This window comes from Edaphobacter flagellatus (assembly GCF_025264665.1).
Taxonomy (GTDB): domain Bacteria; phylum Acidobacteriota; class Terriglobia; order Terriglobales; family Acidobacteriaceae; genus Edaphobacter; species Edaphobacter flagellatus.
This window is the reverse complement of record NZ_CP073697.1, coordinates 129,415-141,454: the sequence shown is the minus strand read 5'-3', so window position 1 is coordinate 141,454 and position 12,040 is coordinate 129,415. Positions and strand designations below refer to the sequence as shown.

10 protein-coding genes are annotated in these 12,040 nt (G+C 58.4%); 4 read left to right on the top strand and 6 right to left on the bottom strand.

The annotated features are described in order from the left end of the window. Nucleotides 1-450 precede the first annotated feature (450 nt). From KFE13_RS00555 to KFE13_RS00540, 4 genes are all read right to left on the bottom strand, one after another. Nucleotides 451-762, bottom strand: coding sequence for an ATP synthase F0 subunit C (locus tag KFE13_RS00555; RefSeq protein WP_035350182.1), 312 nt, complete (start codon nucleotides 760-762; stop codon nucleotides 451-453). A 126-nt stretch (nucleotides 763-888) separates the two neighbouring features. Then, on the bottom strand, nucleotides 889-1,623 hold the full coding sequence (gene atpB, locus KFE13_RS00550; protein ID WP_260705184.1) for a F0F1 ATP synthase subunit A: 735 nt from the start codon (nucleotides 1,621-1,623) through the stop codon (nucleotides 889-891). A 31-nt stretch (nucleotides 1,624-1,654) separates the two neighbouring features. Beyond that, nucleotides 1,655-2,065, bottom strand: a complete 411-nt coding sequence (locus tag KFE13_RS00545; protein WP_260705183.1) for an ATP synthase subunit I — start codon at nucleotides 2,063-2,065, stop codon at nucleotides 1,655-1,657. Then, nucleotides 2,066-2,299, bottom strand: coding sequence for an AtpZ/AtpI family protein (locus KFE13_RS00540; protein ID WP_260705182.1), 234 nt, complete (start codon nucleotides 2,297-2,299; stop codon nucleotides 2,066-2,068). A gap of 352 nt (nucleotides 2,300-2,651) precedes the next feature. Here KFE13_RS00540 and lysS point away from each other — a divergent pair, with 352 nt between their 5' ends. Beyond that, entirely contained in the window at nucleotides 2,652-4,247 is a 1,596-nt protein-coding gene (gene lysS, locus KFE13_RS00535) for a lysine--tRNA ligase (RefSeq protein WP_390891629.1), read from the top strand. 17 nt (nucleotides 4,248-4,264) lie between these two features. Then, on the top strand, nucleotides 4,265-4,537 hold the full coding sequence (locus KFE13_RS00530; protein ID WP_260705180.1) for a hypothetical protein: 273 nt from the start codon (nucleotides 4,265-4,267) through the stop codon (nucleotides 4,535-4,537). A gap of 142 nt (nucleotides 4,538-4,679) precedes the next feature. Here KFE13_RS00530 and KFE13_RS00525 read toward each other — a convergent pair whose 3' ends face one another. Further along, nucleotides 4,680-4,988, bottom strand: a complete 309-nt coding sequence (locus KFE13_RS00525; RefSeq protein ID WP_260705179.1) for an RrF2 family transcriptional regulator — start codon at nucleotides 4,986-4,988, stop codon at nucleotides 4,680-4,682. A 188-nt stretch (nucleotides 4,989-5,176) separates the two neighbouring features. Here KFE13_RS00525 and KFE13_RS00520 point away from each other — a divergent pair, with 188 nt between their 5' ends. After that, nucleotides 5,177-5,971 (top strand): TIGR00282 family metallophosphoesterase, encoded by a 795-nt coding sequence (locus KFE13_RS00520; protein WP_260705178.1) that lies wholly within the window; start codon nucleotides 5,177-5,179, stop codon nucleotides 5,969-5,971. 298 nt (nucleotides 5,972-6,269) lie between these two features. Here the strand turns inward: KFE13_RS00520 and KFE13_RS00515 are convergent, their stop codons facing one another. Then, nucleotides 6,270-7,589, bottom strand: a complete 1,320-nt coding sequence (locus KFE13_RS00515; protein WP_260705177.1) for a hypothetical protein — start codon at nucleotides 7,587-7,589, stop codon at nucleotides 6,270-6,272. Nucleotides 7,590-8,118: 529 nt separating this feature from the next. Between KFE13_RS00515 and smc the strand changes: the two genes are divergently transcribed. Further along, nucleotides 8,119-12,012 (top strand): chromosome segregation protein SMC, encoded by a 3,894-nt coding sequence (smc, locus tag KFE13_RS00510; protein WP_260705176.1) that lies wholly within the window; start codon nucleotides 8,119-8,121, stop codon nucleotides 12,010-12,012. Nucleotides 12,013-12,040 lie beyond the last annotated feature (28 nt).

Sequence of the window (12,040 nt, the reverse complement as noted above, 5' to 3'; positions counted from 1 at the left end):
CTAAAAAGTGTCATTCTGAGCGAGCAAGCGGAGTTGAAGGATCTGCGTTTTTTGAACCCGAAGAAATCCTCAACCTAATGTTAGGGTCGCCGCCGCTCATCAAGACGGCGCTTTGAACTGGCTTTCTTGATCTTGCGGCCAGTTGTAATCCGCCTATATACCCATCCGCCGGGAGGCAGAAATGCTAAGAGGCAGATCAAACATCCCAATCCAATCCCACTCGCTGCAAAAGTAGTTTGATGATAACTCGCATTGGTAAACACCCAATGGCCAGTCTGGAGCTGAGCCATTCCAAGCAATACCAACACGAGTCCGCCAGCAAACAACCCAAGTCTCATAAGCCAGCTCATTGCTTATATCCTAGCTCGAACTTAGCTTCCTTCCTTACAGAACATGAAGCAACAAAAGGCCCTCGCCGAAGCGAGGGCCTTTTCTACAACTTGTAAAAACTTACGCCTGCACCTTGAGGAAGATGATGACGAAGGTGAACAGCGCAAGCGACTCGATGAAGGCGAGACCGAGAATCAGGAAGATGAAGATTCCGGGGCGAGCGCCTGGGTTGCGAGCGAGAGCCTCGGTGGCCGAAGCGGTTGCCTTACCCTGGCCGAGACCGCAGAGACCAGCAGCAAGGGCCATGCCCAGGCCAGCGGCCAGCGGAACCCACTGCGAAGCGGGCGAGTAGTTGCCAGCGCCCTGCGCAAAAGCCGGCGTTGCGAGCAGCATCGCGGCCAACGACATAAATAGATACTGAAGCTTCTTCATTGCGTTACTCCATCTCCCGTTGAGATACGCCGCCAGTGGGTGGTTGATGCTCACCGTGCTGGCACCCTCACGCTTGCAGCGTTGTTGCTACGGCGGAGAGGGAGTCCCTCCGCCGCAAACTTGAGACTAATGATCGTGCGCCACAGCCAATGACAGATAGATCGCTGCCAGCAGCAGGAACACATAAGCCTGAATCACCGCCACGCCAAGGTGCAGTCCCAGGAAGACCAGCGGGATGCCAATCGGCACCAGCGAGAAGAATGCCAGCGTCAGCAGGTCGCCCGCGAACATGTTCGCGTAAAGACGAACTGTCAGCGACAGCACACGAGCGCAGTGCGAGATGATCTCAATCGGAAACAGCAGCGGATACAGCCACCACACCGGCCCCAGGAACTGCTTGATGTAGCCAACACCGTTCGAGCGCACACCGTGGTAGTGGTAGTACAGGAAGGTGACCAGGGCAAAGCCCAGCGGCACCACGACATCTGCTGTTGGCGACTCCAGCCACGGCGATGCCAGACCAATCAGATTGCTCAGCAGGATAAACAGGAACAGCGCCGTCAGGTAGCTGACAAAGCGCTCCGATCCGTGGCCGATGATCTGTTCCGCCTGGTCGGAGACGAATTCATTCGTCATCTCCGCCATGTGCTGGAAGGCACCCGGCTTCTCCACGCTCAGCGTTGCACGAACGAGGATGAAGTAGGCCAGAAGAATCAGGAAGACCAGTAACTCCATCGCAAACGAGTTCGTAATCGGAGCTGCAGGATACTTCGGATGCACATGAACGGCCTGAAGCAGCGCGTCGACAGGCGCGGCAAAGTGGGCGTTCAGAAACTTGGTAAAGAAAAGCTGCTCGGGCATAAAAGTTCAGGGCTGAACGTCTTCCGGTCGCTTAGACAGTCCACGCCTTGACCAGCCTAAGGCCTTCTACCGTAAGGGCAAACACCCCCAAGGCAAGCCCGGCTGCCAGCGCATAGACGGAACCGTTCAGTACCTTAAGGCTAACATACAGAAGCGCTACCGTGGCAGCCAGACGAACAAAGAATCCTAACAGCAGGATGGCCATGGGCTTCGCCTCGCCACCCTTGTCCATACGGGCCATCACTGCCGTCATCAGCCGCAGCCATTCCCATAGCCCCGAGCCCGAAATGACGGCCCCCACCGCCAGCAGCACAGCGCTCTGCCAGCCCATCTTCCACCACAGCAGCACCGCACCTGCCACCGAAACCACCGCCAGCAACCGCAGAGCCCGCAGAATCGTCTGGCGGAAGTCCGCGTCCGAAAATGACTCTAATGCCCTCACCTAATCGCCCTTCTTCAAATACCGCGACGCGGTCATAAAAATCTGCAGGAACCCGCCAATCGCACCAAACACAATCCCCGCAATGCCCATCCAGTTCTGGTGGAAGTGCCTGTCCAGCCACGCACCGATCAGCCAGCCAATTACGCATCCCGCCGGCAGTGCGATCGCCAGCTGAATCATCGACTCAGCCTTCACCAACTCGCCCAACGCGTTCTTCTTCTCTCCATCTGCCATAGCCCACTTATTACAACACGCCCTTAGCCCGCTCGACCAACGCCGCTATACTGAACAACGACAATCTCCTAAAGGAAATACCTTGCCGTTCAACGACTCCGAATTCGAGCAGAAACTTTTCAAGCAGCGCCAGGACAAGCTCAACGAGATCGCCAAACTCGGCGCCGAGCTCGGCCTCAACCACGCACAGGCCACCTATCCCAACTACTTCTCCGTCAGCGCCCCCGGCTGGACAGAGTTCAACGGCCCCATTATCCCCTGGATCAAACACGAGTACGACTCCGCCGAAGCCCCGATCACGGGCGAACAACTCGAAGCCGACCGCAAACCCGTCGCCATCGCCGGACGCATCATGGCCATCCGCCTCCAGGGCAAAGCTGGCTTCGCGCAGCTTCAGCAGGCAGGCGAGCGCATCCAGATCTACGTCCGCAAAGACGACGTCGGAGAGAATGCCTTCGCCCTCTACAAGCTTCTCGACCTCGGCGACCACATCGGCGTCCGCGGCTACCTCATGCGCACGCGCACCGGCGAGCTCACCGTCCACGTCACCACCACGCCAGCGCAGCCGGATGTCCCGGCCCAGCCCGGCATCACCTTCCTCGCCAAGGCCATGCTCGCCCTGCCCGACAAGTACCACGGCCTCGAAGACACCGAGCTACGCTACCGCCAGCGCTACGTCGACCTCTTCATGAACACCGGCCACAGCGCCAAAGCCGACAAACCAGCATCAACCTCAGAGAGTGTCATTCCGAGCGAAGCGCAAAACGCGGAGTCGAGGAACCCCGGCATTTCGCCCGAAGCGCCACAGACTCCAATCGAAGCCGACGACTCCCCCCGCAACGTCCGCGAGGTCTTCGTCAAGCGCGCCGCTGTCCTTCGCGCCCTGCGCAAGTTCTTCGACGCCCGCGGCTACCTCGAAGTCGAAACCCCGATGATGCAGCCGATCGCCGGCGGAGCAGCCGCGCGCCCCTTCATCACTCACCACAACGAGCTCGACATCGACCTCTTCCTCCGCATCGCGCCCGAGCTCTACCTCAAGCGCCTCGTCGTCGGCGGCCTCGACCGCGTCTACGAGATCAACCGCAACTTCCGCAACGAAGGCGTCAGCACCCGGCACAACCCCGAGTTCACCATGCTCGAGTTCTACCAGGCCTACGCCAACTATCACGACCTGATGAACCTCACCGAAGATCTCATCAAATTCGTCGCCATGGAAGTCAACGGAACCACCATCACCCACTTCAACGGCAACGAAATCAACCTTGGCAAGTGGACCAAGCTCTCCATGCGCGAAGCCATCATCAAGTTCTGGCCTGATGGGCACGGTCCCAAACCGTCGATGGAAGATTTTGCGAATTCTGAATCGCTGTCGCGGTGGATTGAGGCGACCGTTCTATTGGTCGAAGACGCGGGAACTGTTGTCTCAGGTGCTTTAGCTTTATGTCGCTATAACCTTCCAAAAGGAACATCAGCAGGAGCAGCAATAGCTACAATCTTCGAAGCCGTCGCCGAACCCCACTTAATCCAGCCCACGATCATCTACGATTTCCCCTTGGCCGTCTCACCACTCTCGAAGATTAAGCCCGAAGAGCCCGACTGGGTCGAGCGCTTCGAGTTCTACATCGGCGGCTTCGAGGTCGGCAACGCCTTCTCCGAGCTCAACGACCCCGTCGACCAGGACAATCGCTTCCAGCAGCAGATCGAGCAGAAGGAGCGTGGCGACGAAGAAGCCATGTCCGCCGTCGACGACGACTACGTCCGCGCCCTCGGCTACGGCCTGCCACCCACCGCAGGCGAAGGCATCGGCATCGACCGCCTCACCATGCTGCTCACCAACTCCAGCTCCATCCGTGATGTCATCCTGTTTCCTCTCATGCGACCGCGTCAGAAGACCGCCGAGCAGGCAGCGCAAAAGGAAGAACAGCCGCATGGAGAGTCCGCGGAGTAGCGATCAAGGAGAACGGCTTGTATAGAACGCCGCATCAGTTCCTTGCAGCAAAAATCCGAGAAGTCATCGCTTTAGAAACACCCAACGGTGGCTTCGAGAATGCGATGTTGCAGACTGATATTAGTCGAAAACTTGCATCGCTGTCAGTCGAACGAGACCCTGTGTTAGACAGAGCATTTCATCTCTTGATGCATTTCATCACGGATGAAGACATTCGAAGCAAAGACGCGCGGTATGCCGCCAGCCAAGTTGAGGCACTCAAGGATCTAGCGATTGAGCTGGAGCGTTAGCCGGGTGCCCTATTCATGCAGCTTCACCGCACGGGTGGCCCATCGCGCAAAAGCGCGACCCGCATTTAGGTAGCCCGAGGCTTCAGCCTCGGGTCTCTCTAGCTCGGAAGATAAGGGGCTTCAGCCCCTGGGGTGTGCCTCTTTACTTCCCTTTCTTCAACCGCTTCACCACCCCCGCCAGCGAGTGCTCGTTCATCGCTTCCACCGCGTCCTCGCGCACCTTCTTCATCAGCCCGGCCACTGCCTTGTCTTCCACAGAGAGCCAGTCGCCCGAGGTTGCCGCAAACACGTCGCCCAGCCCGATCTGCTTGGGGGTAACCTTCAGCTTCGCGCCGCCATGCGGCCCTTTGCGCTGCACAATCAGTCCTGCCTTGTGCAGCAGCAGAAACGACCGGCGCACCATCACCGCGCTCTCGTTCAGCGTGTCAGCAATCTCGGCTGAGGTCATCATTCCATCCGGCTTCTCGGCGAGGAGAGCCAATACTCGCACACCTAACTGAAAACGTTCACTGTTTGCCACCCAAGCAAACTACCACAACAACCACACTCCGTGCCTTCCACAGATCGTTACTTTGCTATCCGGACAACCACCTAGTTCCTCTCAGCAATCCTTCTTCCCTGCCCATGTAAAATCTTCCAGTGAACATTCTTTTCGTCGGCGATGTCTTTGGCTCCGCCGGCCGCCACATCGTACGCGAGCATCTCCCCCACGTCATCGAAACCAACGCCGTCGACCTTCTCATCATCAATGGCGAGAATGCCGCCGGAGGCTTCGGCATCACCCCTTCCATCGCCGAAGAGATCTTCGACTTGGGCGCGCATGTCATCACCACCGGCAATCACATCTGGGACAAGCGCGAAATCTTCGAATACATGACCGTCCCGGCCGACTCGCACGAACGCAGACGCCGCGTCCTGCGTCCTGCCAACTACGCCGTCGGCACGCCGGGATTCGGTGTGTACCAAGGCGAACTGTCCACCGGTCAACAGTACGCCGTCCTCAATCTCCAGGGCCGCGTCTTCATGTCCTCCTGTGACGATCCCTTCCGCAAGGCCGACGAGCTGCTCAGCAAAATCACCGCAAAGGTCATCCTGCTCGACATTCACGCCGAAACCACCAGCGAAAAGGTCGCCCTCGGCTGGTATCTCGACGGCCGAGTCACTGCCGTCATGGGCACCCACACCCACATTCCCACCGCCGACGCTCGCCTGCTGCCCGGTGGCACCGCCTTCATCACCGATGTCGGCATGTCCGGCCCGTACGACTCCGTCATCGGGGTCGAAACCGAGCTCGTCCTCAATCGCTTCCTCACCGGAATGCCGGGCAAGTTCGAGGCCGCCAAAGGGAATCCGAAGATGTGCGCCGCTCTCATCGGCTGCGACGGTACCACGGGACGCGCCTACTCGGTCCAGCACCTCATCCTCGGCGAATAAGGGCAGTAAGAGGAAGATCAGCGATAAAGCCTCTCCTCTTTATCCACAGATTTTCCGTCAAGTGGCAGATAGGTATAACGCATGTGTTTTCATCAACATCCATTTGCCGATTTCATGCTTTGGTTTTGCTACGATTAAAGAGGCGAAATAAACGCTTCTCCTCCCCGTCGAAGTTAACCAAAAGCAACCGCGCCCATAAGCCCCTCGTTCGAATACTTTGCACAAATCTGTACCTGGTGGGTGGGCAAAGGAAAGAGGCAGCCCGAAGGCTGCCTCTCGTTGAAGTGAATCGTCCGTTTTACTTCTTGCGGACAGGGCGATGACCCGGAGCAGGCTTCGCCGGAGTCTTCTTGGGCTCAACCACTGCACCATCGCTCATCGTGATCATGATCGGGTTCGGAGTGAATGAGGAGTATGTTCCGGTTACCGTCACCTTTGAGCCAACCGTCGGAGCCGTCTTCAGCGGAGCCGTCAGGTTGAAAGTGAAATCAGCCGTCTTGCCCTGCACGGCATCATCGGAAACCGATACCTGCAGCGCCGTATCCGAAACGGAGACGACCGTAGCATCCGGAATCTGCACCGTTTTGCCCTTGATGGTGTCCCAGACCTTCGCGGCATCCTCGGTCGAACCGTTCTGCAGGATGAACTCCTTGTCCGAGATCGCCAGCGTGCTGAGGTCAGCGGTCGAAGTTACAACCTGATGAGCAACATCAGCCGGTTTCGGAGCAGGCTTGATCGTATCGCTCAGGTTTGCCGGAGGATTCAGATTCGCCTGCGCCTGCGTCACCAAAGCATCGAAGCCGTCATCGGCGCCGTGATACCGCTTATAGCAGAACTTGGCCAGCGGCATCATCTGAGTCTTATAAGGCTCCGGAGCAAAGGAGGCAGCACGTGTTGCGTACCAGGCGCAGCTCAGGAAATCGGGAGGCGTCGATGCATAGTAAGCCTGACCTAGCGTGTAGGTGTCCTGCAGGAGCGGTCCCGGTGTCTTGGTCTCCTCGGGCTTCGCTCCGTCCAGATTGGCCTTCAGGTTCGTGATCGCAGTGGCGGCATCCTTCTTGGCCAGTGCATCTGTAGCAATCGCACGATGAAAGATCGGCGTTGCAGCGCCCTTCGCAGTGGCGAAGTCTGCATCGCTCATGTCCTTTGGCTTCGTCGCCGACAGGCCCTGCTGCGCATAGCTGGCAGCCTTATCCAGAGCGGCCTGCTTAGCGGCGGGATCGGTAATCGAATCGCTTCCCTGCAGACGGAAAAAGGTCTCGATGGTGAGAGCGCGGATATTGTTCGGATCCACCTGCAGCACGCGATCGGCTGCGTCCAGCGTCTTGGCCGGATCGAAGGCGCTATAAGCTGCCATCAACCGCTGCAGCACATCGGTCTTCACCTGCGACTGCGGGTACTTCTGCAGAAACTGCTCGAGTGCGGGAGCCTGTGCCTGCGGGGTCGTCTGCCCGATAGCCGCTGTGTAGTCGTTATATTCGGCAGGTGCAAGCTGAATACCACCACCCGTTTGTTGTGCATTTGCTCCCAGGTTCACCTGGGTTTGCGCAACCGCAACACGCGCGCATGTTGCTGCGCTAGCGACCGCCAGGAGAGACGCAACGACTGCCTTCTTCATTTCCACCACACTCCTCAGTTAATCTCTCTTCTCAACTTCTGCCAACCGGCGAACCCGGGGTCAGATAGATGTATCACATCATACAGAGCACATTCTTCCGGCCTCCCCCACCCTTGCACCTACGGGGTACCGAGGTCAAGAAGGATTTTGCTAAAGAATGGATCGTTTCATGGCGTGATGTTGCGGATTATATATGAAGCTTGTAACTGCAATAAGCACGTGAAATCGGGCTTCTTGGATGCGTAGGCCATACGGCCTAGAGAAAATAGGATGCGGATTGTCCTACGAGTGGATTTCCGAGATACAGCCCGTATGATTCCTTGCAGACCGAGTTATTCTGAGCTTGCCTCAACCTATTTGGGACGGCTTTTACACATAAAACCCATCTGTTGTATTACATCCTCCTTATCCACAACCTGTGGTGTTGTTGCCGTTGATTCTGTGTCCAGCCAAGGCTACAGTTAGATCAGTCTTAAAGACCCAAGCTTTCCTCCCTGGAATGCGGGCGTACGCGCGAGAGAGGTTGACCTTGCTCAAACTTAAAAAAGTCCAGATCCTCGGCTTCAAGTCTTTCTGTGATCGCACGGAGGTTCAGCTCTCCGGCGAGGGCATCGCCGCTATCGTCGGCCCCAACGGCTGTGGCAAGTCCAACATCTCCGACGCCATCACATGGGTGCTCGGCGAGCAGTCAGCCAAGAGCCTGCGCGGCATCAAAATGGAAGATGTCATCTTTGCCGGTACACGCGATCGCAAGCCCACAGGCATGGCCGAGGTTTCGCTCACACTTGTTGACCCTGAAGTCTACGACGGCGCGACGCTCTCCCCTGATGGCCCTGACGTCGTCATTGCCGATGAGCACCCCGCAGAACAGCACGCAACGATTCGCGACTGGGATGAGGCTGAGCTGCGTCGCCAGCATGCCCAGGAGACAGACGATGCCGTCGCCGAGGCTCAGCCCGGCACGATAATCGAAGGAGAAGCTGTCGAAGGCATCGCGGCTGAAGCGGCCGATGTTGACGCGGCAAATCCAAACAATGTCGTTCTCAAGATTCGGAGGCGCAAGTTCAACCGTGCTCCGGTGCGTGCAGGTGAGTTGACGATTACACGCCGCCTCTTTCGCTCGGGCGAATCAGAGTACCTGTTGAACGGCAAGATCTGCCGTCTGCGTGATATTCAGGACATCTTCATGGGCACCGGCCTCGGCGGCGAATCGTACGCCATCATCGGCCAGGAGCGCATCGGTCAGCTGCTCAGCTCGAAGCCGCTCGATCGTCGCAGCATCATCGAAGAGGCTGCCGGCATCACGCGCTTCAAAACAAAGAAACGTCTCGCTGAACTGCGCCTTGAGTCTGCCAAGCAGAACCTCTCCCGCGTAAACGACATCTTCGAGGAAGTAACGCGGCAGATGGCGACGCTAAAGCGTCAGGCTGCCAAGGCCGAACGTTACGGCGCGCTGCGCGATGAACTGCGTACACGTCTGCGTGTCGTGCTCGCCAGCCGGATGGCCCAACTCGATACAGAACAGGCTGCCGCATCTGAAAAGATTGCTGCGCTTGCCACGCAGATCGATGCACAGGCCGCGACGCTGGAGCAGATGGATGCAGAGCATACCGAGGGCATCAACCGCGGCTATGCGCTGGACCAGCAGATTCGTGAAGCCGGAGCGCGGGCTAATCAATCGGCTGTTGAGCTGGAGCGCATCACAGCGCGAACGGCATCGAACACTGATCGGATTGCTGAACTGACAGAAAGATTGACAACAGGCGCGAGCGATCTGGAGCAGGCTCGCGAGCAGCTTACGTCGCTGGCTGGTGAGTTGGAACAGCATCGGAGCTTTCTGGAGAACGCAACCAATGAGGCCACCGGTTCGCGCCAATCCGTACAGCAGCAGCAGCAGCAGGCGCAAGAGGCGGTACGTGCATTGCAGGCGGCCGAACAGCAGGCAGAGCAGAATCGCCGCCAGACGCTGCAGCTTGTACAGCGTGCTTCTCAGGCACGCAACGAGATCGCGCAGGCGGAGGCTTCTCTCGCAGGGCTGGAGCAGGAGGCGCAGCGCCTGACGAATGAGTCCGAGACAGCACGACAGGAATTGGATGCGCTTGGACTGCAGCGTGGTCAGGTGAAAATCTCCTTCGAGTCGGTCACCGAGCGGCTGAAGCGCCTGGAGGCTGAGATCGCCGAGCGGAGGCTGCAGGTTGAGTCCAAGCGCAAGGAAGAGAACGAAAGCAAGCGCCGCGGCGATCAGCTGCGTGGCGAACTGGCGACCCTGAGCGGCCGGCGTAACTCGCTCGAAGGGCTGATTCGCGATCACAGCTACTCGACGGAAACGGTACGGAATATCTTCAAATCGAGCAAAGCGGCAGAGTCCGGCACGATGGCTCCCGTTGGCACACTTGCAGATTTTCTTGAGGTCGATGGCAAGTACGAGAGCGTTGTTGACGAGTTCCTTCGCGATGAACTGAACTACATCGTCGTCAAGAGCTGGGACGCAGCCAATGCGGGCATGCATCTGCTACAAACAGACGTCGCCGGACGCGCCACCTTCCTTGTCCATCCGAACGATGCGCAGGCAAATTTCTCCTTCGCAGAAGGGATGGCGAGCGAGGCTGCGGCCAACACGCAATCTATTGAAGGCGTCACGCCGCTCCGAGAATGCGTCCGCGTTCTCGATGGATTCGGAAAGTCGCTTGAAGTCATCCTGCCGAAGCTGCGCGAGGGTTATATCGCGCCTGACTCGTACACGGCACGTTCGCTCGCGCTCTCGAATCCGCATGCGTTCTTTCTCTCCCCTGCCGGAGAGACGTTCCACAATGTCACTGTAACGGGAGGCCGCCCGCGGGCACAGGGCCCTCTGGCTCTGAAGCGCGAACTTACTGAGGTACAGCAGAAGCTTGACCAGGCCGAGCAAGAACTGGCGAAGACGGAGCTGACAACGGCTGATCTCGGCCGTCAGATTGCCGACCTCAACGCAGCCATTGAGAGCCAGACGCAGGAACGCCGCGAAGCAGAGCGCGAAGCTGCGAACTCCGGCGCTGCGCTGCGTCAGATGGAATCGGAGACGGCTCGCATCGAGCGCCGTTTGCAGGAGTGGTCGCTTTCTACTGAGCGCAACCGCGACGCTCGCAATCAGAAGACGGACCTGATTGCACGCAAGCGGCAGGACGCGGAGACTCTCGATGCGGAGCGAAACGCGCTTGAGGGCTCGCTTGCAGAGCTTCAGAGCCGTCTGGATGAGCTGCGTTCGCGTCGCGAGCAGCTTCAGCAGTCGGCGGCTGAGGCCTCAGCTTCTCTTGCCGGGCTGGAGGAACGGCGGCGCAATGCCCAGGCAAACTTCGACCAGACCTCGCGCGTCTATCAGGGGCAGAACCAGCGCATTCAGCAGCTGGAACAGCAGCTCGCCGCCTCCGGTGCTGAAAAGCTGCGTCGCGAGGAGGAGACCTCTGCCCTTGCAGCCCAGCATAGTGAGCTGACGGAGACACGTGCTGCAGCGGTCGCCGAAGGAGCACGCCTTACCGCTGAGGCGGGTGAGCTGCGCGCGGCCCTTGCGACTCTCGACCAGCAGCTTCGCACGCTGCGCCACGAGACCGAGGCTCTGCGCGAGCAACGTGCCGAGCTGACCGCACGTGCGGCAAAGCTGGCATCGGACATCGAGCATATCGAAGCAACCTGCCTTAACGATCTTGCTGTCGAAGCCGCTACATTGCGCTCTGATGAGACGATTGCTCGCATTGAAGGCGAAGCACTGCACACGGAAGAGGAAGAATCCCGCACGCTGAAACAGAAGCTGGAATCGATGGGCCCGGTCAATATGATGGCGCTCGAGGAGTACAACGAGACAGCGCAGCGTCACACTTTCCTTGAGACACAGCGCAAGGACCTGCTGGACTCGATCGAAAATACGCAGGCGTCGATCAAAGAAATTGATGAGGTCTCCAAACAGAAGTTCGACGAGGCCTTTGCCATCATCAACGAAAACTTCTCGGTTACCTTCACCAAACTCTTCGGCGGTGGTCAGGCCCACATGAAACTTACCGATGCGGAGAATTCGGCGGAGAGCGGCATCGACATCATCGCCTCGCCTCCAGGCAAAAAGCTGCAGAATGTTCTGCTGCTCTCAGGTGGAGAGAAGGCCCTCACGGCACTCTCGCTGCTGGTCGGTATCTTCCAGTTCCAGCCTGCTCCCTTCTGCATTCTCGACGAGGTGGACGCGCCGCTGGACGAGACCAACGTCGGCCGCTTTGCGAAGCTGATTCACGACATGAGCGCTACAACGCAGTTTGTGGTCATCACGCACAGCAAACGAACGATGGCACAGGCAGACATCATCTACGGCGTCACGATGCAGGAACCCGGCGTCTCGAAGATTGTCAGCGTCAACCTGAACCGCCGCGACGATTCGGCAACGCGCCGGGCGGTCGCCTAAATCAGATGGCCGGAGCTGCCTCTGGGCT

Bases quoted from the DNA above. Each gene is read 5' to 3' on its own strand.
- lysS (WP_390891629.1), top strand. From the start codon at position 2,652: ATGGCCATCCGCCTCCAGGGCAAAGCTGGCTTCGCGCAGCTTCAGCAG.
- KFE13_RS00525 (WP_260705179.1), bottom strand. From the start codon at position 4,988: ATGATGACCTCAGCCGAGATTGCTGACACGCTGAACGAGAGCGCGGTG.
- KFE13_RS00540 (WP_260705182.1), bottom strand. From the start codon at position 2,299: ATGGCAGATGGAGAGAAGAAGAACGCGTTGGGCGAGTTGGTGAAGGCT.
- KFE13_RS00515 (WP_260705177.1), bottom strand. From the start codon at position 7,589: ATGAAGAAGGCAGTCGTTGCGTCTCTCCTGGCGGTCGCTAGCGCAGCA.
- KFE13_RS00555 (WP_035350182.1), bottom strand. From the start codon at position 762: ATGAAGAAGCTTCAGTATCTATTTATGTCGTTGGCCGCGATGCTGCTC.
- atpB (WP_260705184.1), bottom strand. From the start codon at position 1,623: ATGCCCGAGCAGCTTTTCTTTACCAAGTTTCTGAACGCCCACTTTGCC.